Origin of the sequence: Comamonas testosteroni TK102, assembly GCF_000739375.1 — a bacterium.
In the GTDB taxonomy this organism is placed as follows: domain Bacteria; phylum Pseudomonadota; class Gammaproteobacteria; order Burkholderiales; family Burkholderiaceae_C; genus Comamonas; species Comamonas brasiliensis.
In genome coordinates, this window is sequence record NZ_CP006704.1 from 413720 (window position 1) to 437686 (window position 23967).

Consider the following 23967-nt stretch of genomic DNA (forward strand, 5'->3'; position numbering starts at 1 on the left):
AAGATGCGAACGGCTCAGTGGAGATCAGTGTTCGTAAACCGCTTCCCAGTTGGCAAATCCCTTGACCTCGATCGGGTTGCCACAAGGGTCGGTGAAGAACATCGTCCACTGCTCTCCGGGCTCGCCTTCGAAGCGCACCTGCGGCTCCAGAATGAAGGCCGTGCCAGCGGCTTTGAGACGTTCGGCCAGGGCCAGCCAGTCGGGCTTGAGCAGGATCACGCCCAGGTGGGGCATGGGCACCATATGGTTGCCGACCTTGCCGGTATTGCTCACGGCAAAGGGTTGGCCCAGGTGCAGGGAGATCTGGTGGCCGAAAAAGTCGAAATCGACCCAGGTGTCGGTGCTGCGACCCTCGCGGCAGCCCAGCACGCCGCCGTAGAAACGGCGGGCCTGGTCGAGATCGGTCACGTGATAGGCGAGATGAAAAGCGCTTTGCATGATGGTCTCAAGCGTAGCATCAGCGGGCCCGGACAGGCTAGACCAGGCCCTGCCGCATCAGCGCGCAGCCTTGGCCTGCATGCGTGCCATCAGCTCTTCGGTATTGCTCTTGCGATCGGTGTTGACCTTCTGCACCGTGGGACGCTCGCTCATGCGCGCCAGATAGTCGCGCACCGGCAGCTCGGCCAGCAGATCGCTGCCGCCCAGGATCTTGCTGGCGCTGCTGACCAGGGGCAGATGCACGATGGCGCTGCAGTCGGCCAGCGTGAAGCTGTCGCCCGCGATGAACGGGGTGTCGAAGCGGGCCAGCTTGGCAAAGGCCGCAATGTTCTTTTTCAGCTGCTCCAGGGTCTTGTCGCGCGTGGAGTCGCTGATCTTGCCGCCGAAGAAGGCCTGGGGATAGAGGTTGCGCGCCACCAGCTCCAGGTGCAGGTTCAGATAGACGCAAAGCTCACGCACCTTGGCGGCAGCAAAGGGGTCTGCGGGCAGCAGCGGCACCTTGCTGGACAGCGCTTCCACATATTCGATGATGGCGTCGGACTCGCTGATGGCGCCATGCTGTGTGCGCAGATACGGAACCTTGCCCAGCGGCGATTCCTCGGGATTGGTGCTGCCCAGCCAGGCCAGCTCCTCGGCGAAGGGAATCTGCTTTTCCATCAAGGCCAGCTTGACCTTGTTGTAGTAGTTGCTGGCCGAAAATCCGCACAAAGTCAGCATGCTTGTCTCCTGATCGGTGGTTGTGAATAGGTATCCGTGGCCAGCCATCGTAGAGGCAAGTGGTGCAAGCCCTGCGTCGCCAACCGGATAGCGGTCCGGCTCCTACAATCGCCCCATGCATTGGCGCGCGCACCCTCCTCGGCACCAACCGGCAGCCCTTGTGGCGCGCTGGGCGCTGGGTGCGTGGTTTTGCATTTTGCTGGTCAGCATGCTCACGCCCTGGGCGCGCGCCACGGCGCCTGCCGGCTGGGAGGCGGTGTGCACGGCCAGCGGCAGCACCCACTGGGTGCCCAGCCCCGCCAGCGACGATGCGGCCACCCCGCATGGACTCGATTGCGCGCTGTGCCTGCCGATGCTGGCGCCGCCGCCCGCGCAGCAGCCAGGCCCGGGCAGTCACCGCGCCGTTCTCGATGCCCGGCCCTGGGCCGAGGTTGCACACAGAGCTTTTGTCTCCACCCTGCCGCCCGTACGTGCGCCGCCCTTTGAAACCCTGAAAAACATAGCTGAAGGCGCTTGATGGTCAAGCGCTTCAGTTCGATTTGAGATTGACACGACTTGCACAAATCAGGCCCAGGCAAGGGCTTGGTTTCAAGGAGATGCATCCTGATGCACCCTTGTTTGCGTAAGTCCAGACTGAATTTGAATGGAGATGGTTTCATGAATACGCGTCGTTTTACCCTGATGGCCCTGGGTTCGCTGGTCGCTTCGTTGCTGGTTTCGGGGGGCGCCTGGGCCCATGCCGATGCCGCCCATGTCAAGGTCGAGAACGCCTGGGCCCGCGCCAGCGTGGCGGGTCAGCAGGCCTCGGGGGCCTTCATGCGCCTGACGGCCCAGGAGCCGCTCAAGCTCGTGGGCGTGGAAACCCCGGCCGCTGCCGTGGCCGAGGTGCACGAGATGAAGATGGAGGGCGATGTGATGCGTATGCGCGCCATCGAGGCCCTGGATCTGCCCCAGGGCGTGGCGGTGGATCTCAAGCCCGGCGGCTATCACCTGATGCTGCAGCAGCTCAAGGCCCCGCTGGTCAAGGACAGCCAGGTGCCCGTGACCCTGGTGTTCAAGGATGCCAAGGGCGCCGTCTCGCGCCTGAGCCTGCAGCTGCCGGTGCGCGCGACGGCCCCAGCGGCTGCCGGTGCCGGGCACCAGCACATGGGCCATGGCGGGCATCAGCATTGAGGCCCTGAGCCAGGGTTGCTGCCTGCTCCCTTGTTTGCAGCAAACATCACAAGTGCAGTAAGCTAGTTCCGCATCCGGCCCTGTCCGGATGCGGATTCTGGTATCCATCCCTGCAGCGGAGAGCACTATGAGCGGTGACGCATCGGCATTTGGTTTCGGCAAGTTCATTCCCGGCTTTGACTTTTTGCAGGGGCTGGCGCAGAGCGCTGGCGCTGCGGCCAATCCCATGGGCCGCGTGCCCCAATGGGTGGCCCCCACGGTGAGCGTGGAGGAGGTGGACAAGCGCATTGCCGAGCTCAAGGCCGTGCAGTTCTGGCTGGAGCAAAACAGCCGCGCCCTGGCTGCCACCATCCAGGCGCTGGAAGTGCAGCGCATGACGCTGTCCACGCTCAAGGACATGAATGTCAGCATGAGCGAGCTGGCCAAGTCCTTTCCTTTCCCCGGTGCAGCGCCGGCCGAGCCCGCTGCGACCGGCAATACCGGCTGGCCCATGGGCAGCGCCTCGGGCAGGACGGCAGCCGCAGAGCCATCAGCGGCGCCAGTGCCGGAGCCCGAGGCAGAACCCGCAACGACCGAGGCGGATGCCAAGGCCCAGGCTGAGCCGCCTTCTCAGGCCGGCTTGAGCCAGGCCATGCAATGGTGGGGCGCGCTGACCCAGCAGTTCCAGCAGATTGCCGCCAAGGCCATGGCCGAGCCCGTTCCTCCCGAGACCCTGGCCGCAGCCCAGCGCGCGACCGAGATGGCCAGCGGTTTTGCCAAGTCCACCATGGAAAAGGTGATGGCACAGGCAGGCGGCCTTGGCGCTGCAGTTGCAGCAAAAAGTGCGGCAAAGAGCGCTGCGGCAGCCGAGCCCAAGCCTGCACGCAAGGCGGCGGCCAAGACCGTTCAAGCCAAAACGGCAGCCAGCAAGACGGCAGCTGCTAAAAAAACTGCTTCCAAGCAGCCTGCCGCCAAGAAGACGGCAGCCAAAACCTCTGCTACCTCGCGCAAGCCCTGAGCAATCCCTTCCCGCCAAGGTGGAAAATCGTGCTTGCAAGGCATCCACGCCCCAGCAAGAACAGGAGGGCTTATGTCATTGTTTCCCGTCGCTCATGCCGCTCATGAAGACTGGCGCACTGCGGCAGAGCAAGTCGTGCTGCAACTGCGCGAGCAACTGCTGCGCCAGTCGCTGCAGCCGCACCGCCTGGGTCTGATCTATATCGCCCAGGGACTGGTGCCCCATGCGCAGCAACTGCTGGCGCTGCTGGCGCGCGAGCTGCCCCAAGTCACCGACTGGGTGGGCAGCTCCGGCCATGCCGTGCTGGCCATGGAGCATGAGTATTCCGAAAGCTCCTCGCTGGCGGTGATGCTGCTGGACCTGCCCGCCGCCCATTACCGCGTCTACTCCGGTGTGGCGCCGCTGGCGCAAAGCGGCGCCGAAGCCGGATTCGAAGCCCATTCGGCCCTGGTGCACTCCAGCATCGACCAGCCCGATCTGGCAGAGCTGCTGCTGGAGCTGTCCGAGCGCATCAGCTCGGGAAACCTGTTTGGGGCGCTCAGCAGCGAGCAGGGTGTGCAGTTCGCCTGCCGCGCCGAAGATCTGCCCAGGCTGCGCGCCCAGGCCAGCGTCGGCATTTTTCATGCCGGCTTTTCGGGGGTGGCCTTCGATGCCGACGTGGCCTGCACCTCCAGGCTGGCCCAGGGCTGTGCGCCTTTGGACACGGGGCTTGCGATTACCGAGGCCAGGGGCCCGGTGGTGCTGGAGCTGGAAGGCGAGCCCGCCTTGCCCCGACTGCTGCAGATGCTGGATGTGGAAGCCAGCCCCAGCGCCGGCGGCGGCTGGCAGGCTGCGCTGTCCCAGCTGCGCAAGACCCAGGCGGCGATCGCACCGCTGGGCCGGGGTCTGGAGCGCGGCGCGCTGACCGACGAGGCCCAGGTGCTGCATATCGTGGGGCTGGACCCGGTGCGCCAGGGCATTGCGCTGTCGTCGCCCGTGGAGGCCGAGCATACGGTGATCTTCTGCCAGCGCCAGAGCAGTGCGGCCCGCCATGAGCTGATGCAGATGGGCGCGGCCCTCAAGGATGCGCTGCAGCCCGACTTTGCCGATGCCGGCCCCGAAACCATGGCCGAGGCGGCCGTGCCGCAGCATGTACGCGGTGCCATCTATGTGAGCAGCAAGGGGCGGGGCAGCGAGCTGTTTGGCGGCGTCGATGCCGAGCTCAAGCTGCTGCGCCATGCGCTGGGGCCGGTGCCCCTGATCGGTCTGGTGGCCGAGGCACAGCTGATGGATGCGCATGTGCATCAGCTGGCCGGCGTGCTGACGGTGTTTACCGGCAAATAGTATGAGATTTGATAGCTTTTATCGCTTTATTTAAAAGGATTTCAGAATCAATTGATGCTGAAATCATTAGCTGGAAAGCGCAAGCAGCTATTAAAAAATATGGGGTGCCCCGAAACCGGCGCAGCCCAACAAAGACATGGCAAGCAAGCGCTGCCGCGCAGCGAAGCTGTCGTCCCCCTCCCGTAGCGCGCAGCGCGTAGAGAAAGGGGGACGCGGCGGGGCCTCCCCGGCAAAGCCGCTCAGGGGGTTGAATACAGCTCCACGCCCAGATTCAGCATCAGGCGGTTCGCCCAGCCGAACAGTGCGGCCGAGTGCAGCATGTCCAGGATTTCCAGATCGGACAGACCGGCATCGCGCAGCGGCTGCAGATTCTGCTTGCCAAAACTGCCCGGCGCACGCGTCAGCGTCAGCGAAGCCTGGATGATGGCGCGCTCGCGGGCATTGGTGCCGGCGGTATCGGGCTCGTCAAACAGCTGGGCCATCACATCGTTGCGCTTGGCCAATTGCTCGAAGCGCTGAGCGTGCACCGATGCGCAGTACACGCAGCGGTTGGAGCGAGAGACGGCAGTGGCTGCCACTTCACGCTCGGCGCGGGAAAGGCCGCCGGGCGCATACATGATGGCGTTGAAGGCCTGGGAGCGCTCCAGCAGCACCTGGGGCTGGCGGGCCAGCAGCAGGTAGAAGTCCATGCTCTTGGCCTTGGGGTGGCTGACTTCCAGTACATGCTGCTGCTCGGGCGTCGCGGTGTCGGGGTCCAGCACCTGCAGCCAGGCCTTCCAGTCCAGCGTCTCGCTGGTGAAGCCGTTGCGGCGCAGCGGCTCGCCGGGCGGCGGCAGGTTGGCGGGGTGGACAAAGGGTGCGGCATCGACAGGCTGGGTGGCAGGCGCTTCGGTCACGCCGCCCAGCTCGCCCATGGCCTTCACACCCGCCAGCAGGCGGGCCTGATAGGCCACAAAGCCGATCAGCTGGGCCAGCAGCACGGTGTCGTTGAGCGACAGGCCAGCGGCCGGAATGGCCAGCAGCGCGGCCTGATCGCTCTGGGCCGGGTTCAGGGCCAGCGTGCGCACAAAGTGCAGCATGGCGTCCAGGCGCGCATTGCCGGTCTGGGCGCCGGGCTGATCGAGGATGGCACGCAGCTCGGGCGTGATGGCTTGGCCCAGGGCCTCGGCGCGGCTGCGGTATTCGGCTTCCAGCGTGCTCACGCCGCTGACGCGGGCCTGCTCGGCGGCCAGCACCAGGCGCTCGGCCTGGGTCAGCGCGCTGTCCAGTTGATTGCCCAGCAGCAGGTCTTCGCAGGCCTGGGTGGCCAGAGCGACTTTTTCGCGCTCGTGACGGGTGGTGAATGTGGGGCTGCCCTGTTCGAGGCCGGCCAGTCGGTCTATGGTGTCTGTCATGCGAAGTCTCTTGATTGAATGCCGCCAACACAAGCCTTGATACATCGTAGCGAAGCCTGGTCGTACTTCCGTACTGCCTGCGGCTTCGCGTCTTGTCTCAAGTCGTGTTTGCTGGTTTCAGGGTTGCAGCTGGCGGATGCGCGCAGCGCTGTCGGCGGCGGTCCATTCCGTGCCGTCCAGTTCGGGCTCGGCATAGGCCTTGAGCTTGTCGAAGTGCTGCTCGATATCGTTCAGATAGAACAGCGAGGCCAGACCTTGCGCGAGTTTGCGCGCTCCGTCACTGATGGCGGGAATATCGCCCGACACCGTGCCGTGCGAGATCGCAGCGGGGTAGCAGAAGCAGTGGATCCGGTCGAGACCGGGTAGCTCGCCCTGGAACTCGAACAGCGGCCCCAGATCGGGCGATGCCGACAGCTCGGCATCCTCATCGGCGGCCTCGGGCGTGAAGCGGCTGTTCCACAGCTTCACGTGCGGCGCTATGTCGGCAAACTCGGGACGCAGGCTCCAGTCGATGGCAAAGCCCGTGGAGACGATGAGAAAGTCCAGCACGAACACGCCGGCCGAGGTCCGCACCTGCAGCTTGTCGCCCGCTTTTTCCACGCTCTGTACTGCGCAGCCCAGGTGGAAGAAGGCGTTGTCATGGCGCGAGACGCGCAGCGTGCTGCCGTGTGGGGGCGGCACCTGCTGGGCGTTGATGTAGTGGCGGATGCGCCATTTCCACGCATCGGGCAGCAGATACTGGCCGTGGGTCAGACCGGGCACGCCCGAGCCCTTGGACTTGTTGATCAGCGGCAGCTGCGGGCGGCGGATCAGCATGTCCACGCTGGCTGCGCCGTTTTCGAGAGCCGTCGCTGCGCTGTCCATGGCCGAGGCGCCGGCACCGACCACGCCCACATGCTTGCCGGCCAGCGTGGCGTAGTCCATTGCGTCGGAGGAATGGGCCCAGAACTTCCTGTCCACGCCCCGCATGAAGGCGGGAACCGTTGCGCCGCCCAGACCGTCACGGCCCGTGGCCAGCACCAGGCGGCGGGTTTGCCAGGTGGCGATCACGCCATTGGCCTTGACATCGACTTCCACCACGCCATCGGCCTGCGGGCGCACGGCAACGACTTCATGGCCGTTGCGCACATCAGCGTTGGTCACGCGGCGGTACCAGCGCAGATAGTCCATCCACTGCAGGCGCGGGATCTTGTCCAGCGCCGTCCAGGCATCCGGACCGAACTGGGCGATGAACCAAGCGCGGAAGGACAGGGCTGCAATTCCCATGGCGGGGCCGGTCAGCTCCTTGGGCGAGCGCAGGGTTTCCATGCGCGCCGTGGTGGCCCACGGGCCTTCGAAGTCCGGCGCGGACCTGTCCAGCAGCACAGGCTTGATGCCGACCTGCTGCAGCGCCATGCTGAGCGCGAGACCGGCCTGGCCGGCGCCGATGACGAGCACCTCATGCACCGGCAGTTCCTTGCGCGTGGAAGGGGGAATCCAGGCCTTGGCAGGCCAGCCCAGAGTGACGAAGTCGTCACGCAGGCGTTCTTCCAGCGTTGCCAGTCCCGATGTGGCGGCTGTCGTAGAAGGTGAAATTGACATAGCTAAAACCCAAAAGCGCCTGAGGCTGGAGCCGCAGACGCATCAAACAAACACCGATAACGCAATACTGGCACGATACAAGCCAGGGCTCCGAGCAAGAGCCGCCTCGCGGCGAAGGAGCCGTCCCCCTCCCGATGCAACGCATCGAGAGAGGGGGAAGCCGCGCAGCGGCTCAGAGGGTGTCAATCAATACTTATCTTGGCATCCTTGACCACCTTGGCCCATTTGATGCGATCTTCATGTACGGTCTTCTTGAACTGCTCGGGTGTCTCTTCGCGGATGGTGTTGCCCTGGGAGACAAAGCGCTCGCGCACCTCGGGCTGCTTGAGCACGTCATTGACCGCCAGGTTGAGCTTCTTGATGATCACCGGGTCCGTGCCCTTGGGCGCGAAGATGCCGAACCAGATGGAGCTGTTGAAGCCCTTGGTGCCTGGCAGGCCGCTGGCCGCAATGGTGGGCACTTCCTTGACGGCTTCCACGGGCTTGGCCGTGGTCACGCCCAGCAGGCGCACCTTGCCGGCCTTGTAGTGGCTCAGCACGGTCTGCACCTGGTTCATGATGCAGCAGGTCTCGCCGCGCAGCACCGAGGTGATGGCTTCGGGGCCGCCCTTGTAGGGCACATGCACCATGTCCAGGCCCAGACGCGAGTTGAACTCGGCAAACGCCATATGGGTGCCGGCGCCGTTGCCGGTGGAGGCATAGTTGTACTTGCCGGGATGGGCCTTGACCTCGTCAACGAACTCCTTGAGGTTCTTGACGTTGATCACATTGGGATTGATGGTCAGCACATTGGCCACGTCCACCAGTGGAGCGACGGGCACGAAGTCGGCTTCCACGTCGAACGGCAGTTTCTTGTAGAGCGCGGCATTGCTGCCATGGGTGGCGGCGGTGCCGAAGTAGATGGTGTAGCCATCGGGCTTGGCACGGGCCACGAACTCGCTGCCGATATTGCCGGCGGCGCCGCTCTTGTAGTCAATGATCACGGGCTGGCCCAGGATCTTGCCCAGCGGCTCCTGCGCCACGCGGCCGATCACATCCACTCCTGATCCTGCGTTGAAGCCCATGATCATGGTGATGGGCTGATGAGGATAGCTGGCGGCGCCCGGGTCGGCCGCCTGGCTGGCCAGGGGAAACAGGGCGGTGGCCGCTGCTGTGGCAACAAGACCGGAGATGAAACGGGGCAGCAAACGCATGATGGGACTTGTCCAGAGGAACCTTGAATGCTGTGAATTGTGTCCGTAATTTAATGATTTGCTTCTATATGCTTATGCAGCATTAAGCTCGTGGGGTTAATGCAAAAAAGCCCGTATCTCTTGCGAAACACGGGCTGAAATCCGCTGGAAAGTGATGACTCGGAGGGGCCAGCGGAGGGAGCGATCAAGGCTTAAAGCTTTAACAGGCGCTTAGCGGCGATAGGGGTTGTGGGGGTTGCGGTCATGGCGGTTGGGCACGCCGTCACCATCCCTGTCCCAGCGGCTGGCGCGGTAGTCCCAGCGGTTGCCGTGCTGCACCCAGACGGGCTGGCGGTACACATAGCCGGGGCGGTTCTGCACCCAGTGGCCGGCGCGCCAGACATGGCGGTGGCCGCGCGGCTCCCAGTAGCCAGGAGCCCAGACATAGCCACGGCGCGGAGCGGGCACGGCTTCATAGCGGACCGGGGGCGGTGCGTTGAACTGCACGTTCACATAGGCGCCCTGGCTGGCACCCGCCCAGTAAGCGCTTTGGGCCTGTGCACTACCGGCAAAGCCCAGCAAGGCGAGTGCGCCTGCGGCAGCGACGGTATGGATGGTGTTGCGGATTGTCAGCATATACGCCTCCTTCATGGGTAGCGGGTTGCCGGTGGTTCAGGCATCCCTTGGGCTCCATGTTGGAAGGCCAGCGTCAACCGTGGGTTGCCGCTGTGCGAAGTCTTGCAATCTTGTGTGTCTGCTTGGTGAAGAATGTATATAACAGGCGGATGATGCAGATGCAGCAAGCGCATTTAGCTACATATTTGGGAGTGATGGTCTACCGGCGCAAGGCCGCAAAGGCGGGCAGCTCCCATTTGCGCATGCCCAGCACCAGGGTGTAGCCCTCGATCTTGTTAGGCCCCAGGCGCTGATCCTGCAGATGCTGCTGCGAAAAGTCCTGACCGATGCGCTGGATGCGCTCCACGAAGCTGGGCGCCAGGCTGGGGGCGATGGAGCCATGCACCAGCAGCATGGTCTCGTCCTCGCCGGCAAAAGTGCCGCCAAAGTAGTCCAGCACGGCGTTCTCGCGGAAGAAGTCCATCACCGGGCCGTTGGTCTGCCAGCGGAAGGTCTTGGCCAGGCGCAGCTTGTAGCGGTTGCCGGGACGCAGCTCGATGATGCCGATGCGGTCCAGCTGTGCCAGATAGCCGATGCCCTCGGGCTCGCTGATGCGGTAGGTGGCGACGATCTGCTCCAGCGTCCACAGGCTGAGCACGCAGATGGCCGTGAGCAGCAGCTTGCGGTCGGCAACCACGGCAATCTCCTGCTCGCGCGTGATCTGCTGCAGCAGAGGCCGGCTGTCGGCCACATTGCGCGCCAGATCGGCAAAGTCCAGGTGCAGGGCGCGGCAGATCTCGTCGATGCGCGACAGCGGCATATCGCCCTTGGCCAGCATGCGCTTGACGCTGGATTCGGCCATGCCTATGGACTGGGCCAGGTCGGCATAGGTCATCTGCGCGGCCTTGAGTTCTTTCTTGATGGCGGTGACGAGGTCGGCGGTCGTGCTCATGGTATCGGTTGGTAGTACTGGCAGTGCAGCGATATGGCGCAAGTTTAGAAGATCGATGCCGCTGCTTGGGCTGATTTCCATACTGCGCAGCAATCACACAAGGAAGCGCCATGCAACTGCATACCTCATCGATCACGAACGTGGAAATGACGAGCCCCGAGACCTCGGGCACGCTGGAGCAGCGCTTTGCCTTGTTCGGGGGCATGGCCTTGCTGTTCACGCTGGCGCTGCTGATGCCCGGCATGGCCCAGCCCGAGCACTATCACGCCTTTGCCGACCGGCGCGGCTGGCTGGGTCTGCCGCATGCGGCCGATGTGCTGAGCAATCTGGGGTTTGTGCTGGCCGGACTGGCGGGCGGGCATGCGCTGCGGCGTGCCGACTATCAGAAGCTCAATGGTACGGCGCGTGCCCTGTGCGCCCTGTTCTTTGCGGGCCTGCTGTGCTCGGGGGCGGGCTCGGCCTGGTATCACTGGGCGCCGCAGGATTCGAGTCTGGTCTGGGACCGGCTGGGCATGAGCCTGGCTTTCGCCGGCTTGCTGGGTCTGGCGGTGCAGACGCGCATTGACGACATCAGCGCCCGCATCACTGCCGGGGTATTGCTGGTGGCGGCACCCGTCAGCGTGGCGGTCTGGGCGCAGACCAGCAATGTGCTGCCCTGGGTGCTGGTGCAGGGCGGCGGGATGCTCGTTCTCCTGTGGCTGGCCTTTGTGGCGCCGCGTCGTCACGCGCTGCCCGTGGAGCTGGGCTGGGTGATCGGTCTGTACCTCGTGGCCAAGCTGCTGGAGCTGTCGGATGGCGATGTGTTCGATGTGACCGCGCACGCAATCTCCGGCCACAGCCTCAAGCACTGGGTGGCCGCCGCCGCCGCGTGGCCTGTGCTGCGTGCCTTGCAGCAGTGGCGTGAATCGTAATATTCATAGCGGCTGGCGCATGTTCAACAAGCGTCAGCCGCATAAAACCTACAAAAAAATCCGGGCAAGTTGGCACAATGCCAGCAGCGCCACAGGGAGAGATCCATGAATTCCACGCCGACCGTGCATACGGCCGCCGCTGCACAGCAGCATGCCCACCCCAACCAGTTTGCCCTGCTGGGCCAGCGCCGCTTTGCGCCGTTTTTCTGGACGCAGTTTGCCGGTGCGGGCAATGACAATCTCTTCAAGTTCGCCTTCACGGTGATGGTCACCTATCAGCTCAGCGTCTCGTGGCTGCCGCCTTCCATGGCAGGCCTGGTGATCGGTGCGCTGTTCACCCTGCCTTATCTGCTGTTCTCGGCCACTTCGGGCCAGCTGACCGACAAGTGGGACAAGACCCGCATGTTCCGCCTGGTCAAGAATCTCGAGATCGCCATCATGCTGATCGCGGCCTGGGGCTTTATCCAGGCCAATGTGCCGGTGCTGTTGCTGTGCGTGTTCCTCATGGGACTGCACTCCACGCTGTTCGGTCCCGTCAAGTTCGCCTATCTGCCCCAGGTGCTCAACGACCGTGAACTCACGGGCGGCAATGGCATGGTGGAAATGGGCACTTTTGTCGCCATCCTGCTGGGTCAGGTCGCTGGCGGCCTGCTGATCGCCGTGCCGCAGGTCGGCCATATGCAGGTCGCCATGGCCTGCGTGGCCGTCGCGGTCGTGGGCCGCATCTGCGCGCAGTTCATTCCTCACGCGCCGGCCACCGACCCGGGCCTGGTCATCAACTGGAACCCGTTCACTGAAACCTGGCGCAACCTGCAGCTGGCGCGCCAGCAGCCCGTGGTGTTTCGCTCGTTGCTCGGCATCAGCTGGATGTGGTTTTTCGGCGCGGTGTTTCTCTCGCAGTTTCCCAGCTTTGCCAAGGAGGTGCTGCATGGCGACGAGCATGTGGCATCGCTGCTGCTGGTGATCTTCTCGGTGGGCATAGGCATTGGCTCGCTGCTGTGCGAAGTGTTCAGCCGTCGCCAGGTGGAGATCGGCCTGGTGCCGCTGGGTGCGATTGGCATGAGCGTGTTTGCGATTGATCTGTTCTTCGCAACCCGCGCGCTGCCGCCCTCCGAGCTGATGGGCGTGAGCGCCTTTTTTGGAGAGGCCAAACACTGGCGCGTGATGCTGGACCTGGGCCTGCTGGCACTATCGGCGGGCATTTACAGCGTGCCCATGTATGCGTTGATCCAGATGCGCAGCCAGCCCACGCACCGCGCACGCATCATCGCGGCCAACAATATCCTGAACGCGCTGTTCATGATCGCCTCTGCCGTGCTGGCCGGCGCCCTGCTGGCCGCAGGTTGCAGCGTTCCCCAGGTGTTCCTGATCACCGGCATCGCCAACGCCATCGTGGCGCTCTATGTGTTCCTGCTGGTGCCCGAATATCTGCTGCGCTTTGTGGCCTGGGTCATCACCCACTTTGTCTACCGCTTCAAGGTGCGTGGCGACGAGCATATTCCACGCGATGGCGCGGCCGTGCTGGTCTGCAACCATGTGAGCTTTGTCGATGCCATCTTGCTCATGGCGGCCAGCCCGCGTCCCATTCACTTCGTGATGGATCACCGCATCTTCCAGGCGCCGGTGCTGGGCTGGTTGTTCAAGCTGGCCAAGGCGATTCCGATCGCTCCGCACAAGGAGGATCCTGCGACCTATGAAGCAGCATTCGCACGGGCGGCAGAGGTGCTGCGAGAGGGCGATCTGCTGGCCATCTTCCCCGAGGGTGGCATCACCTCTGACGGCCAGCTGCAGCCCTTCAAGGGCGGCATCATGAAGATTCTCGACCACGCCCGAGACGACGGCCTGCAGGTTCCCGTCATTCCCATGGCGCTGACCAATCTCTGGGGCTCCTACTTCAGCCGCATCGAGTTGCGCGGCGGCAGGAATGTGGCCATGGTCAAGCCGCTGCGCCGCGGCCTGTTCAACCGCGTGGGGCTGGAAGTGGGCGAGCCCGTAGCGGCTGCTGCGGTCACGCCGGCCATGCTGCAGCAGAACGTGGCGGAATTGCTCCGGCGTTGAGGCCGAATGATCAGGGCGCGAGCCGGATATCACCCATGTAGGCAAGTCCTTCGCCATGGGTGTTGTCCGAGTCTGCCGAGACGGTGACGCCGATGATGGTGGGCATGGCCTGGGATTCGTCGCCAAAGGCCTGCTGGTAGTCGGCGGAGAGATGGCGCTGCTCCGTCACCCACTGGCCTTTGTGTGCGTCACCGCTTTGCAGCACGATGTAACGCATGCGATGTGTGAACGCGTTGTGCATGACCGTGCCCACGGGCTGTTTGTTGTCCCAGACATAGCACAGGGTCTCGGCCGGGATGTCCTCGCCGGTGCTGATTCTGCCCAGGCGCAGCTTGGCCCGTTCGCCAAAGCTCAGCTGCGATTTGTCAAAGTCGAAGGACACGCAGAGCTTGAGCGCCGCATCGTCGCCAGCCCTGGTTTTGATATCGGCCTTGTCGATCAGCTGATCCACGCGCCAGCGCCACTGAAGCTGCAGATCGGGCGCGGCAGCCTGGTGGAGGGTGTGCACCATATTGCCGTAAGCGTCATGTGTGCTCACGCGCAGCACATGTCCGCCATTCTGGTCCACCACATTGAAGGCTGTCGGGTTCTTGTTGGGCAGGGTGGCAAAGTGCCAGGGCCCGCCCAGCGGGCCCGGCGGCATTTGCGAAAAAGCAGGAATACCGCTGCCCTGTGCCAGGCCAGGGACAGCCAGGGTGGAGATGACGGTGGCGAGCGCTGCCGCAAGCCAGATCCGCGAAGGCGAAGGTTTGCGCTGGACAAAGGTCTGAGAGTGAAACCGCATGGATTGCCTGATGATTTTTAAAAGTTGTGGGCGCGGAAATCGGACAGGATGCATACACTGCCACCGGTTCTGGGGCAGCAGCGGACTGAAAGTATCGGGTTGAGATACTGAAAGATCTGCCAATTGCTGATTTTGACAAAACACAGGGCCAAAGTTTCGGGCGCGTGGATGATTCGTTCGTCGCCGCATGGAAATCGCGGTTCATTTCAACAACCATCGGGAGCCATTTGTGATCAACGTCTTGACCTTTATCCGTCCTCTTCGCAACAGCCTGTGCGCCCTGGGCGCGGCCTTTGCCTTGCTGGGCGGCAGCGCAGTCCACGCCCAGAGCGAAGCCTCTCTGGTGCTGTCGGCCCTGCCTGTGGCATCGGTGGTTGCAGCGGTATCGGGTGGCGCTTCGGAGGAAGTCGTGGCAATACCCCTGTTTCTGTCGGCCGCTGGCGCATCCGTGATCGTTGAGGCCGTGGAGAGCAGTGCCACAGGCGTGACCTATGTGCTCAAGAATGTGGCCGACGGCACATCGGCGGTGGTCAAGGTCTCTGGCCAGGCAGCAGGCGCCCTGTCGGTCGGTGTGGGCACGGTGGTGCAGACCAGCGCCACAGCGGCCGGCGTGATTCTGTCCACGGCAGGCAAGGTGCTGGCCTTTATCCCCAACGAAATCGGCAAGGCGCTGATGCACAACGAGCGTCTGTAACTCAAGAAGCAGGAGGCTCGCATGATCAAGGAACCGACAAACGTTGTACACGCCATGGCACCCGCTCAACGCACCGGCATGCCCATTCCCGGCCCTGTGGTGCTGGCACTGGGCGCTGCGCTGATTGCCTGGGCAGGCTCGGCCCAGGCCGGCCGCAGCTGTGAGGACCGGCCGCTGACTGCCGATGTCATGGCCAAGGGGCTGAATCTGGCTGCGCGTACCGCCAAGGCGCTGGATGCCGAGTTTCAGAAGAACGGCACCCAGGTCGTGCTGCTGGCGCGGCAAGGACAGGACTTGAGCAAATACGATCTCAAGTATTCCCACTATGGCTGGGCTTACAGAACACCCGCCGGCCCCTGGCGCGTGGCGCACAAGCTCAATGAGTGCGGCACTGCATCCGGCCATATCTACCGCCAGGGCCTGGGCGAGTTCTTTCTTGACGATATGTGGCGCTACGAAGCCGCCATTCAGATCCCGACGCCGGCGGTGCAGCAGGCCTTGCTCAAGTTCCTGAGCGCTCCCACGGTGCTGCGCCTGCAAAACGAACCCTACAGCATGGTCAGCTATGTCTGGAGCAGCAAGTACCAGCAGTCGAACCAATGGGCCACCGAGACGCTGGCCGCGGCCATGGAGCCGGCGGCGATTCAGAATCGCGCACAGGCTCAGGCCTGGCTGCAGGCCAAGGGTTACGAGCCCAGCGCGCTCATCATTCGCGCGTTCTCGCGATTGGGCGGGCGCATGACGGCAGCCAATATCGCGTTTGACGATCATCCGAATGAAAAGCGATTTGCCAGCCGCATCGAGACGGTGACCGTGGACTCCGTGACCCAGTGGTTGCAGCGCACGCAACTCGCATCGGCCGTGCGCACTGTGCAATGAGCTTGAGCCTTGTTGGCTTCAAGACCTTGCTGAATATGCGCATTGCGCTACGTTTTTGGAGTAATTGAAAATGAGCAAGTCACTGCGTTTGCCCGAAAAATGGTTTCGCCGCGGCCTCTGGCTGGTGGCGCTGGTGTTTGCCTTTTTCCTGATCGGTCTGGGTGGACTGGTGGTGGGCAATCTGCCGCAGCCCGATCGCTCGTTGGAGGTGGAATCCTTTATTCCGCAGGCCGATGTACAGCGCGTGCAGGCCGAAATCGACCAGGCCCGGAAGACGGCCGGCGTGACCCAGAAGGCTTTGGACAGGGCGCAGCTCAAGTTCGATGCCGAGCGCGCGCGTTACCAGTCGGCGCGCGATACCTTTGACAACTGGGTGGCGACCCGTCGGGCGACGGAGCGCCCGGAGCAGGATGCCGAGCTGGTAGCGCGCAGCAAGGCGCTGGATGCACTCAAGCAGGCCGAAGACATGGCCCGCCAGGAGCGCGAGAAGGAGGCTCAGACCCATCTGGAAGCCAACCAGGCCGTCTCCAACGCCGAGGCTGAGATGAGCAGTCTGCGCGAGCAGGCCTATCCCCAGTATGAAGCCGCCATGCGCGCCAGCGAGCTGCGCGTGTTTCTGTTCCGTCTGGCCATCACCTTGCCCCTGCTGGGCGTGGCGGGCTGGCTGTTCGCCAAGAAGCGCAAGAGCACCTGGTGGCCTTTTGTCTGGGGCTTCATCTTTTTCGCGCTGTTTGCCTTCTTTGTCGAGCTGGTGCCCTATCTGCCTGACTACGGCGGCTATGTGCGCTACATCGTTGGCATCGTGGTGACGGTTCTGCTGGGACGCTATGCCATTCTTGCGCTCAACCGCTATCTGGAAAAGCAGAAGCTGCAGGAGTCTCTGCCCGAAGAGCAGCGCCGTGAAGAGCTGAGCTATGACGTGGCGCTGGAGCGGCTTTCCAAGAATGTATGCCCGGGCTGCGAGCGCCCGGTGGACCTCAAGAACACCGAGATCGACTTCTGCCCCCACTGCGGTATCGGCCTGTTCGATCATTGCGGCAGCTGCGATACCCGCAAGAGCGCGTTCTCACGCTTTTGCCATAGCTGCGGCACTGCAGCAGGCAAGATCTTGCCGCGCCTGGATGCGGCACCCGCAGCTGGGCCGGCATCCGGGGCGAACGAGATCGGGTGAACGCTGGCCGGGCAGTCCAGCGGCTGGACGCAGGGCTGCGGGTCGCGCTCAGCAAAGCTGTGAACTGACGCGGTCGCGCCCGGCCGCCTTGGCCTCATACAAAGCCTGGTCGGCATCCTGCAGCAGCAGATCGAGGCTTTGATGCGCTTGCAGCCGGTCGGTATGGATCAGGCCTATGCTGACCGTGGCGCTCATCAACTGGTCATCCATGGGAACGCGCAGCTCCCGGATGGCGCGGTTGATACGCTTGGCAATCTCCTGCGCTGCGGCGGCATTCACCTTGGGTAGAGCCACGGCGAATTCCTCGCCTCCCATGCGGCCCACGATGTCCTGAGCGCGCAGCACCTGGGTCAGCGTCTGGCAGAAGCTGCGCAGCAATTGGTCGCCGCCGGCATGGCCGAAGCTGTCGTTGATCTGCTTGAAATGGTCCAGATCCAGCATGAGGATGGCAAAAGGCTGGCCATCCTGGCGGCATCGCTCCAGTATTCTTTGTCCCTGCTTCAAAAAGGCGCCGCGTGCCAGCGCATCGGTCAGAAAGTCGTGGTTGACGGCATGGCTGAGCTTTTGCATCAGCTCGTTGCGGGCCATGTGCGATCCTGCCACCGCAAGCGGGCCCAGCACCAGCATGCAAAGACCCATGCGAAATGACAAAGCCTCCAGAAAATGAGCGGGTGTGAATTCAAGCGTGCCCAGCGAAATGAAAATGATGCTGCTCAGGCAAAGTGCTGCCGTGATCAGCGTCAGGCTGAAGATGCGATAGCTCAGCGCGCACCATATGAGAGCCGGCAGCGAGAACGCCAGCGAACCGGGGCCTTTGATCCAGTAGCTGATGGTTTCCAGTGCAATGACAGACAGCAAAGGCAGGACGCGGCGCATGGGGGTGGGCTCGGTCCAGTTCGGTGCAGGCTGCTTGCGTGTCGGCCAGGCCAGAACAACGGGCAAAAATGTCATGTAGTTCAGCCATTCGCTGCTCAACCACATGGAGAAAGCCTGCCAGTGCGGTGTTCCGAACACGGCCGTCACCACCGGCCCGCCGAGTATTGCCGCTGCCAGTGCGCCCATGCCGCTGCCGACAAAGAGCAGCAAGGCGGAAGACTGGCGCTGCATGAACAAGGTGGCGCGGCTTTGCCTGTGCATCAGCGCCCAGGCCGTACCGACACCCGCCATATTCGCCATGCTCAGCAGGACTGCGACATCCAGCCGGCTGCCTGTCAGCAGATCCGCAGCGATATAGCCTGCCGAGACCGCCAGGATCGAGCCAGGACGCAGCCAGCCAGGCTTGTGCAGAAGCACCCCCAGCAAGAGCGCGTTGGCCGGCCAGATCGCCGAGAAAAATCCCAGAGGACGTCCCAGGATACCGAGCAAGGCCGCCACGAACACCATGCACCCCAGGGCGAGCGCGACCGTCCATGCCTGGGGGGCGGTGGTCTGCAACGAAGGCGTTTGCTTGGGTGAGGAAGCTTCGGTCATGGAGGGAGATGCCGCGAGCGTGTCGTGTCGTGCTTTTCAGTGGTTATTGGTGGATTTCGATGTCAATCGCCAAAGATGTCGGTGGTTGCCGTCCAATGCGCTGATGTTTTAACAAAAACATACAGAAAATCGGCCTCCTATGCCGCATTGCAATGGGCAATTGACGAAATTTTTCAATTGAAGGTTTCAATGGTGAAATCGGAAACGAAAAAGCCAGAGACTGGCTCTGGCTTTTTTGTGTTCTGCTGCAGCAGATGGAGTCGAAGGCTTAGACCCCGCGTGCGCGATCGGCCTTGAAGCGGGCGCGGAACTCGGTAAACGTGCCCGCGTCGAGCGCATTGCGGATTTCCTGCATCAGGTTCAGGTAATAGTGCAGGTTGTGGATGGTGGTCAGCATGGGGCCCAGCATTTCGCCGCAGCGGTCCAGGTGGTGCAGATAGGCGCGGCTGAAGCCGTCGCGACCACCATCGTCCCAGCTCACGCCGCTCTTGCCGGCACAGGCATGGCAGGTGCAGGTAGTGTCTATGGGCTGGTGATCCACCTTGTGACGGGCGTTGCGGATCTTCAGATCGCCGTAGCGCGTGAAGATGGTGCCGTTGCGTGCATTGCGGGTAGGCATCACGCAGTCAAACATGTCCACGCCGTCGGCAACGCCTTGCACCAGGTCTTCGGGCGTACCCACGCCCATCAGGTAGCGCGGCTTGTTGGCGGGCAGCAGATGCGGCGTGTGGGCCATGATCTCCAGCATCTCGTCCTTGGGCTCGCCCACGGAGACGCCGCCCACGGCATAGCCGGGGAAATCGATTTCCAGCAGACCCTGCAGCGATTCCTCGCGCAGATTGGTGTACATGCCGCCTTGCACAATGCCGAACAGGGCATTGGGGTTCTCCAGGCGCTGGAACTCCTCCTTGGAGCGCTTGGCCCAGCGACGGCTCATCTCCATGGACTTGCGTGCTTCGGCCTCGGTGGTCTTCTTGCCGTTGGTCTCGTAGGGCGTGCACTCGTCGAGTTGCATGACGATGTCCGAATTCAGAATCGTCTGGATCTGCATGCTGACCTCGGGCGACATGAACAGCTTGTCGCCATTCACGGGGCTCTGGAAATGCACGCCTTCTTCGGTGATCTTGCGCATGGCGCCCAGCGACCAGACCTGGAAGCCCCCCGAGTCGGTCAGGATGGGCTTGTCCCACTTCTCGAAGTCGTGCAGACCGCCGAAGGACTTCATGATGTCCAGGCCGGGACGCATCCACAGATGGAAGGTATTGCCCAGGATGATCTGTGCGCCCATTTCTTCGAGGCTGCGCGGCATTACGCCCTTGACGGTGCCATAGGTGCCCACGGGCATGAAGATGGGGGTCTGAACCTTGCCGTGGTTAAGCGTCAAGGTGCCACGGCGCGCGTGGCTGTTCGGGTCGGTCTTGAGAAGGTCAAACTGCAGCATAGTCCGCTATTTTCCCAGATGCTTGCAAGCACTGCTGCAATAGCCGATGCTTGGCCCAGATTCGTAACCCGTCTTTGCTGCCTGGCCCTACACTGGTGCACAAGACGAACAGGAGGTTGCCATGCTCAAGATCATGCTTGCGGTGGATGGATCGGATGTCGCGCTTGAGGCCGTACGCCACGGCATCAAGCTTTTGCGGAGCGGACTGGATGCTCACTTTGTGATAGCTCATGTGCAGAAGGAGGCATCGCTGCTGGAGCTTGCAACCACAGATTCCGACCTGATCGCCAACGCCAGCATCGAAGCCGGCATGGATCTGGTGGCACCGGCTCAGGATCTGCTCAAGGAAGCCGGAGCTTCCTACGAGGTGGAGATCAGCCTGGGCGAAGAGGCGAATACCTTGATCGATATTGCCGAGAGCAATGAATGCGATCAGATCATCATCGGCGCCACGGGCCAGAGCGGACTGGGCAGCATTCTGATCGGCTCGGTTTCACGCGAGGTGGCCAGGCACAGCCGTCTGCCGGTGACGATCGTGAAAATGCCGGAAGTCGCTGAGCTGGATGAAAGCTCCGACGAGGAAGCGGACGACTGAGGGGATGACCCTGCGCAACACGTCGCAGGGGGCGCTTGGGGGCGAAGTCAGGCCGCGCGGCGCTGCTGGCCGGATTCACGCCTTTGCCAGCTGCTGCGGCTGCCTGCGCGGTGGGCGGAAAATTTGCCATGCGGCATGCTGGCCAGACGCATCAGCATCCAGCGGCAATAGCCCTGAACGCTCAGGCATTTGTTGATTTCCTCTTCGGGCAAGGGACCGGAGACCACGATCAGCCGGTCCGCGCCCTCCCAGTCTCCTGCCATGCGCAGCCGGCGCTGCGCACCCATGGCCCAGGAGTGGATGCGAGTGGGGTGGCCATGCTGGTGCACGCGGCCGGTGATGCGATCGAACGCGATGGCGACCAGCCCGGTCTTGAGGCGATAGGGGCGCTCTCCCGTGATGGCATTGAGCGCATCACGCATGTCGTAGAGGTAGTAATACCCGGACCTGAGCCGATATCGCAGATGCATTAAATCCATGAACCATGCCCCCAAAGCCTGTGTCACGCAGGACTGCGTGCAGGGCATTCTCCATGAAATTGTCACTGAGCGGTGGTTTTTCGGGCTCAGGCACCTTCTGACAAGCTCAGTACCTGTCTGAGCTTGCCCAGCTGTTTGTAGAGATCGCTGGCACTTTCGCTGTCCAGCGGTGCCAGCAACTGCTGCAGCCACTGCTCATGGGCGGTGGCCATGGCCTTGAACTGCTTTCTGCCCATGCGCGTCAGCCGAACGATCATGGCGCGTCGATCTTCTTCGTCGGCCACGCGCTCCACCCAGCCTTCGGCGACCAGCTGATCGGTCAGCCCCGTCACATTGCCTCCGGTCACCATCAGATATTCCGACAAGGTCTTCATGCGCAGCCCCTTCGGAAAGCGGCTGAGCTGGGCCAGATAGTCGAAGCGAGGCAGGGTGGTGCTGAATTCCGTGCGCAGCTGGCTGCGTATGACTTGCTCGATCTGCGTGCTGCAGGTCAGCAGGCGCAGCCACAGGCGAACGGCCTGATGGTCGGAGTCAGACAGACCAGCCTCGCGGCCAGGGGTGTCCGGCATATCGATGGAAGAGTCCAGATGGTGTTTGTCCATGGTCTACATAGTGTTTCAAGCGCCTGAGCTTGGCTTCAGGGTTTGGCCTGATTTTAGTGAAAAGTTCATGCGTTAATAATTTAGACATAAAGTAATTTTCAGTGCGCCATTTCTCGACGCGCCAGGAAGGGATTGCTGTCATGAAGATCGTCTGCATAGGTGGCGGCCCCGCCGGCCTGTATTTCGCGCTGCTGATGAAGCAGATGAACTCTGCGCACGAGGTGACGGTGGTGGAGCGCAACCTGCCCTATGACACCTTCGGCTGGGGCGTGGTGTTCTCCGATGCCACCATGGACAATATGCGCGTCTGGGACCCGGTGACGGCGACGCAGGTCGAGCAGGCCTTCAACCATTGGGACGATATCGAACTGCTGTTCAAGGGACGCAGGATTCGCTCCGGCGGCCATGGCTTTGTGGGGATTGGCCGCAAGCACCTGCTCAACATCCTGCAGGCGCGCTGCGAGCAGCTGGGTGTCAACCTGGTGTTCGAGACCGATGTGCAGAGCGACGAGGAGTATCCGGATGCCGACCTCATCATTGCCTGCGACGGCGTGAACTCCCGCATCCGCAGCAAGTACGAGAACACTTTCAAGCCCGATATCGTCACCCGTCCCAATCGCTACATCTGGCTGGGCACGAACAAGGTCTACGAGGCCTTCACCTTTGATTTCGTGCGCACCGAGCATGGCTGGTTCCAGGCGCATATCTACAAGTTCGACGACCAGACTTCGACTTTCATCGTCGAGACCACGGAGGAATGCTGGAAGGCCAGCGGCCTCGATGGCGCCGACCAGGAGCAGTCCATTGCCTTCTGCGAAAAGCTGTTTGCGGACAATCTGCAGGGCGAGAAGCTGATGACCAATGCGCGACATCTGCGCGGTTCGGCCTGGATCAATTTTCAGCGCGTGGTCTGCGACCAATGGTGGTTGCGCAATGCCAGGGGCAGCCATGTGGTGCTGATGGGCGATGCCGTGCATACGGCGCATTTTGCAATCGGCTCGGGGACCAAGCTGGCGATTGAGGATGCCATCGAGCTGGCGCGCCAGTTCAAGCAGATCGGCGATGCGGTGGTGCATATTCCCGAGGTGCTGACCGCCTACCAGGAGGCGCGTCGTGTGGAGACGCTGCGCCTGCAGAACGCGGCCTGGAATGCGATGGAGTGGTTCGAGGTCTGCGGACAGCGCTACTGCGATCAGCTCGAGCCCGAGCAGTTCATGTACTCCATGCTGACGCGCAGCCAGCGCATCAGTCACGAGAATCTGCGCCTGCGCGATGCCGCCTGGCTGGACGGCTATGAGCGCTGGCTGGCCGAAAGAAATGGCGTGACCACGGATGGCAAGGCGCCGCCGCCCATGTTCCTGCCCTACAGGCTGCGCGGGCTCACGCTCAAGAACCGCATCGTGGTGTCGCCCATGGCCCAGTACTCGGCCGTGGACGGCGTGCCCGGAGACTATCACCTCATGCATCTGGGCGCGCGCGCCATGGGCGGGGCGGGGCTGGTGTTTGCCGAGATGGCCTGTGTCAGCCCCGAGGGGCGCATCACGCCGGGCTGCCCCGGGACTTACTCGGCGCAGCAGAAGCAGGCCTGGAAGCGCATTGCGGACTGGATTCATGCCAATACCGATGCCAAGTTCGCCATGCAGATCGGCCATGCGGGCGCCAAGGCCTCGACGCGGCTGGCCTGGGAAGGTACGGATCTGCCGCTGGAGCAGGGCAACTGGCCCATCATGGCCGCGTCGGAGCAGCAATATCTGCAGGGCGTGAGCCAGATCTCCAGGGCCATGACACGCGCCGATATGGATCAGGTGCTGCAGCAGTTCGTGCAGGCCGCGCAGATGGCGGCCGACATTGGCGTGGATTGGCTGGAGCTGCACTGCGCCCATGGCTATCTGTTATCCAGCTTTATCTCGCCGCTGACCAATCACCGCAGTGATGAATATGGCGGCAGTCTGGAAAACCGTCTGCGCTACCCGCTGCAAGTCTTCAAGGCCATGCGTGCCGTCTGGCCTCAGGACCGGCCTATGTCCGTGCGCATCTCGGCCCATGACTGGGTGCCCGGCGGCATCACCCCCGAAGATGCGGTGGAGATCGCCAAGGCGTTCAAGGCTGCGGGTGCGGACCTGATCGACTGCTCCTCGGGTCAGGTCAGCAAGGCAGAAAAGCCTGTGTTTGGCCGCATGTTTCAGACCCCGTTTGCCGACCGCATTCGCCAGGAGGCCGGTGTTGCGACGATGGCCGTGGGCGCGATCAGCGAGGCCGACCATGCCAACAGCATCATTGCCGCAGGACGTGCCGATCTGTGCGCGATTGCCAGACCGCATCTGGCCAACCCGGCCTGGACGCTGACCGAGGCTGCCAAGATTGGCTACACGCCCATCGTCTGGCCCAGGCAGTACTTCCAGGGCAAGCGCCAGATGGAAGCCTTGTTCGAGCGCGAGAAAGCGCAGCAGGCGTCGGCCAAATGAAACCCCTGAGTCTTCGCTGCGTGCCTTCACCTAAGCCTGGGGACAGCGGATGCAGG

At 62.9% G+C, this 23967-nt stretch carries 23 protein-coding genes; 11 read left to right on the forward strand and 12 right to left on the reverse strand.

What is annotated here, in order from left to right; translation table 11 throughout:
- Nucleotides 1-24: 24 nt before the first annotated feature.
- Complete coding sequence (locus O987_RS01875) at nucleotides 25-438, reverse strand: VOC family protein (protein WP_034352961.1); 414 nt, start codon at nucleotides 436-438, stop codon at nucleotides 25-27.
- A gap of 57 nt (nucleotides 439-495) precedes the next feature.
- A complete protein-coding gene (locus O987_RS01880) occupies nucleotides 496-1155 on the reverse strand; it encodes a glutathione S-transferase (RefSeq protein WP_043370640.1) in 660 nt (219 codons plus the stop codon).
- Nucleotides 1156-1270: 115 nt separating this feature from the next.
- Between O987_RS01880 and O987_RS01885 the strand changes: the two genes are divergently transcribed.
- The 4 genes from O987_RS01885 to O987_RS01900 all read left to right on the forward strand — a co-directional run bounded on the left by O987_RS01885 (nucleotide 1271) and on the right by O987_RS01900 (nucleotide 4648).
- Complete coding sequence (locus O987_RS01885) at nucleotides 1271-1672, forward strand: hypothetical protein (protein WP_043370641.1); 402 nt, start codon at nucleotides 1271-1273, stop codon at nucleotides 1670-1672.
- Nucleotides 1673-1812: 140 nt separating this feature from the next.
- Nucleotides 1813-2328, forward strand: a complete 516-nt coding sequence (locus O987_RS01890; protein ID WP_043370642.1) for a copper chaperone PCu(A)C — start codon at nucleotides 1813-1815, stop codon at nucleotides 2326-2328.
- 127 nt (nucleotides 2329-2455) lie between these two features.
- Nucleotides 2456-3325, forward strand: a complete 870-nt coding sequence (locus O987_RS01895; protein ID WP_043370644.1) for a PhaM family polyhydroxyalkanoate granule multifunctional regulatory protein — start codon at nucleotides 2456-2458, stop codon at nucleotides 3323-3325.
- A 72-nt stretch (nucleotides 3326-3397) separates the two neighbouring features.
- Nucleotides 3398-4648, forward strand: coding sequence for an FIST signal transduction protein (locus tag O987_RS01900; protein WP_003059310.1), 1251 nt, complete (start codon nucleotides 3398-3400; stop codon nucleotides 4646-4648).
- 239 nt (nucleotides 4649-4887) lie between these two features.
- On the opposite strand, the gene O987_RS27680 is transcribed toward O987_RS01900, so the two are convergent.
- The 5 genes from O987_RS27680 to O987_RS01925 form a co-directional block, all read right to left on the reverse strand.
- On the reverse strand, nucleotides 4888-6042 hold the full coding sequence (locus tag O987_RS27680; protein WP_080731424.1) for a CMD domain-containing protein: 1155 nt from the start codon (nucleotides 6040-6042) through the stop codon (nucleotides 4888-4890).
- A gap of 117 nt (nucleotides 6043-6159) precedes the next feature.
- A complete protein-coding gene (locus O987_RS01910) occupies nucleotides 6160-7623 on the reverse strand; it encodes an NAD(P)-binding domain-containing protein (RefSeq protein ID WP_043370645.1) in 1464 nt (487 codons plus the stop codon).
- Nucleotides 7624-7805: 182 nt separating this feature from the next.
- Nucleotides 7806-8816, reverse strand: a complete 1011-nt coding sequence (locus O987_RS01915; RefSeq protein ID WP_003059307.1) for a Bug family tripartite tricarboxylate transporter substrate binding protein — start codon at nucleotides 8814-8816, stop codon at nucleotides 7806-7808.
- Between the two features lie 210 nt (nucleotides 8817-9026).
- A complete protein-coding gene (locus O987_RS01920; RefSeq protein WP_003059306.1) occupies nucleotides 9027-9431 on the reverse strand; it encodes a YXWGXW repeat-containing protein in 405 nt (134 codons plus the stop codon).
- 199 nt (nucleotides 9432-9630) lie between these two features.
- Complete coding sequence (locus tag O987_RS01925) at nucleotides 9631-10362, reverse strand: helix-turn-helix domain-containing protein (protein WP_003059305.1); 732 nt, start codon at nucleotides 10360-10362, stop codon at nucleotides 9631-9633.
- 110 nt (nucleotides 10363-10472) lie between these two features.
- Between O987_RS01925 and O987_RS01930 the strand changes: the two genes are divergently transcribed.
- The gene (locus O987_RS01930) at nucleotides 10473-11273 is read left to right on the forward strand and encodes a hypothetical protein (protein WP_043370647.1); all 801 of its coding nucleotides are present in this window, start codon (nucleotides 10473-10475) and stop codon (nucleotides 11271-11273) included.
- A 105-nt stretch (nucleotides 11274-11378) separates the two neighbouring features.
- Entirely contained in the window at nucleotides 11379-13331 is a 1953-nt protein-coding gene (locus O987_RS01935; protein WP_043370649.1) for an MFS transporter, read from the forward strand.
- Nucleotides 13332-13341: 10 nt separating this feature from the next.
- Here the strand turns inward: O987_RS01935 and O987_RS01940 are convergent, their stop codons facing one another.
- Nucleotides 13342-14115 (reverse strand): DUF3047 domain-containing protein, encoded by a 774-nt coding sequence (locus tag O987_RS01940; RefSeq protein ID WP_043370650.1) that lies wholly within the window; start codon nucleotides 14113-14115, stop codon nucleotides 13342-13344.
- Between the two features lie 187 nt (nucleotides 14116-14302).
- On the opposite strand from O987_RS01940, the gene O987_RS01945 reads away from it, so the two are divergent.
- The 3 genes from O987_RS01945 (at nucleotide 14303) to O987_RS01955 (ending at nucleotide 16859) form a co-directional block, all read left to right on the forward strand.
- A complete protein-coding gene (locus tag O987_RS01945; protein ID WP_003059300.1) occupies nucleotides 14303-14809 on the forward strand; it encodes a hypothetical protein in 507 nt (168 codons plus the stop codon).
- Nucleotides 14810-14830: 21 nt separating this feature from the next.
- Nucleotides 14831-15688 (forward strand): DUF2145 domain-containing protein, encoded by an 858-nt coding sequence (locus O987_RS01950; protein ID WP_043370652.1) that lies wholly within the window; start codon nucleotides 14831-14833, stop codon nucleotides 15686-15688.
- Nucleotides 15689-15758: 70 nt separating this feature from the next.
- The gene (locus tag O987_RS01955) at nucleotides 15759-16859 is read left to right on the forward strand and encodes a hypothetical protein (protein ID WP_003059297.1); all 1101 of its coding nucleotides are present in this window, start codon (nucleotides 15759-15761) and stop codon (nucleotides 16857-16859) included.
- Nucleotides 16860-16907: 48 nt separating this feature from the next.
- Here O987_RS01955 and O987_RS01960 read toward each other — a convergent pair whose 3' ends face one another.
- Together O987_RS01960 and tgt are read right to left on the reverse strand one after the other, a co-directional pair.
- Nucleotides 16908-18329: a GGDEF domain-containing protein gene (locus O987_RS01960; protein ID WP_003059296.1), complete on the reverse strand. Its 1422-nt coding sequence runs from the start codon at nucleotides 18327-18329 to the stop codon at nucleotides 16908-16910.
- 268 nt (nucleotides 18330-18597) lie between these two features.
- Entirely contained in the window at nucleotides 18598-19770 is a 1173-nt protein-coding gene (gene tgt / locus O987_RS01965; RefSeq protein ID WP_003059294.1) for a tRNA guanosine(34) transglycosylase Tgt, read from the reverse strand.
- Between the two features lie 121 nt (nucleotides 19771-19891).
- On the opposite strand from tgt, the gene O987_RS01970 reads away from it, so the two are divergent.
- Complete coding sequence (locus O987_RS01970; RefSeq protein ID WP_003059291.1) at nucleotides 19892-20365, forward strand: universal stress protein; 474 nt, start codon at nucleotides 19892-19894, stop codon at nucleotides 20363-20365.
- A 47-nt stretch (nucleotides 20366-20412) separates the two neighbouring features.
- On the opposite strand, the gene O987_RS01975 is transcribed toward O987_RS01970, so the two are convergent.
- Both O987_RS01975 and O987_RS01980 read right to left on the reverse strand, forming a co-directional pair.
- The gene (locus O987_RS01975) at nucleotides 20413-20835 is read right to left on the reverse strand and encodes a hypothetical protein (protein ID WP_051962103.1); all 423 of its coding nucleotides are present in this window, start codon (nucleotides 20833-20835) and stop codon (nucleotides 20413-20415) included.
- A 95-nt stretch (nucleotides 20836-20930) separates the two neighbouring features.
- The gene (locus O987_RS01980; protein WP_003059287.1) at nucleotides 20931-21446 is read right to left on the reverse strand and encodes a MarR family winged helix-turn-helix transcriptional regulator; all 516 of its coding nucleotides are present in this window, start codon (nucleotides 21444-21446) and stop codon (nucleotides 20931-20933) included.
- Nucleotides 21447-21586: 140 nt separating this feature from the next.
- Here O987_RS01980 and O987_RS01985 point away from each other — a divergent pair, with 140 nt between their 5' ends.
- Complete coding sequence (locus tag O987_RS01985; RefSeq protein WP_003059284.1) at nucleotides 21587-23911, forward strand: bifunctional salicylyl-CoA 5-hydroxylase/oxidoreductase; 2325 nt, start codon at nucleotides 21587-21589, stop codon at nucleotides 23909-23911.
- Nucleotides 23912-23967 lie beyond the last annotated feature (56 nt).

What these genes read in the sequence shown, in the direction of transcription:
- O987_RS01945 (WP_003059300.1), top strand. Translation starts at nt 14,303, where the DNA reads ATGGAAATCGCGGTTCATTTCAACAACCATCGGGAGCCATTTGTGATC.
- O987_RS01985 (WP_003059284.1), top strand. Translation starts at nt 21,587, where the DNA reads ATGAAGATCGTCTGCATAGGTGGCGGCCCCGCCGGCCTGTATTTCGCG.
- O987_RS01950 (WP_043370652.1), top strand. Translation starts at nt 14,831, where the DNA reads ATGATCAAGGAACCGACAAACGTTGTACACGCCATGGCACCCGCTCAA.
- O987_RS01875 (WP_034352961.1), bottom strand. Translation starts at nt 438, where the DNA reads ATGCAAAGCGCTTTTCATCTCGCCTATCACGTGACCGATCTCGACCAG.
- O987_RS01940 (WP_043370650.1), bottom strand. Translation starts at nt 14,115, where the DNA reads ATGCGGTTTCACTCTCAGACCTTTGTCCAGCGCAAACCTTCGCCTTCG.
- O987_RS01895 (WP_043370644.1), top strand. Translation starts at nt 2,456, where the DNA reads ATGAGCGGTGACGCATCGGCATTTGGTTTCGGCAAGTTCATTCCCGGC.
- O987_RS01970 (WP_003059291.1), top strand. Translation starts at nt 19,892, where the DNA reads ATGCTCAAGATCATGCTTGCGGTGGATGGATCGGATGTCGCGCTTGAG.
- O987_RS01890 (WP_043370642.1), top strand. Translation starts at nt 1,813, where the DNA reads ATGAATACGCGTCGTTTTACCCTGATGGCCCTGGGTTCGCTGGTCGCT.
- O987_RS01885 (WP_043370641.1), top strand. Translation starts at nt 1,271, where the DNA reads ATGCATTGGCGCGCGCACCCTCCTCGGCACCAACCGGCAGCCCTTGTG.
- O987_RS01920 (WP_003059306.1), bottom strand. Translation starts at nt 9,431, where the DNA reads ATGCTGACAATCCGCAACACCATCCATACCGTCGCTGCCGCAGGCGCA.
- O987_RS01975 (WP_051962103.1), bottom strand. Translation starts at nt 20,835, where the DNA reads ATGCATCTGCGATATCGGCTCAGGTCCGGGTATTACTACCTCTACGAC.
- O987_RS01980 (WP_003059287.1), bottom strand. Translation starts at nt 21,446, where the DNA reads ATGGACAAACACCATCTGGACTCTTCCATCGATATGCCGGACACCCCT.
- O987_RS01900 (WP_003059310.1), top strand. Translation starts at nt 3,398, where the DNA reads ATGTCATTGTTTCCCGTCGCTCATGCCGCTCATGAAGACTGGCGCACT.
- O987_RS01925 (WP_003059305.1), bottom strand. Translation starts at nt 10,362, where the DNA reads ATGAGCACGACCGCCGACCTCGTCACCGCCATCAAGAAAGAACTCAAG.
- O987_RS01930 (WP_043370647.1), top strand. Translation starts at nt 10,473, where the DNA reads ATGCAACTGCATACCTCATCGATCACGAACGTGGAAATGACGAGCCCC.
- O987_RS01915 (WP_003059307.1), bottom strand. Translation starts at nt 8,816, where the DNA reads ATGCGTTTGCTGCCCCGTTTCATCTCCGGTCTTGTTGCCACAGCAGCG.
- O987_RS27680 (WP_080731424.1), bottom strand. Translation starts at nt 6,042, where the DNA reads ATGACAGACACCATAGACCGACTGGCCGGCCTCGAACAGGGCAGCCCC.
- O987_RS01960 (WP_003059296.1), bottom strand. Translation starts at nt 18,329, where the DNA reads ATGACCGAAGCTTCCTCACCCAAGCAAACGCCTTCGTTGCAGACCACC.
- O987_RS01880 (WP_043370640.1), bottom strand. Translation starts at nt 1,155, where the DNA reads ATGCTGACTTTGTGCGGATTTTCGGCCAGCAACTACTACAACAAGGTC.
- O987_RS01935 (WP_043370649.1), top strand. Translation starts at nt 11,379, where the DNA reads ATGAATTCCACGCCGACCGTGCATACGGCCGCCGCTGCACAGCAGCAT.
- O987_RS01955 (WP_003059297.1), top strand. Translation starts at nt 15,759, where the DNA reads ATGAGCAAGTCACTGCGTTTGCCCGAAAAATGGTTTCGCCGCGGCCTC.
- tgt (WP_003059294.1), bottom strand. Translation starts at nt 19,770, where the DNA reads ATGCTGCAGTTTGACCTTCTCAAGACCGACCCGAACAGCCACGCGCGC.
- O987_RS01910 (WP_043370645.1), bottom strand. Translation starts at nt 7,623, where the DNA reads ATGTCAATTTCACCTTCTACGACAGCCGCCACATCGGGACTGGCAACG.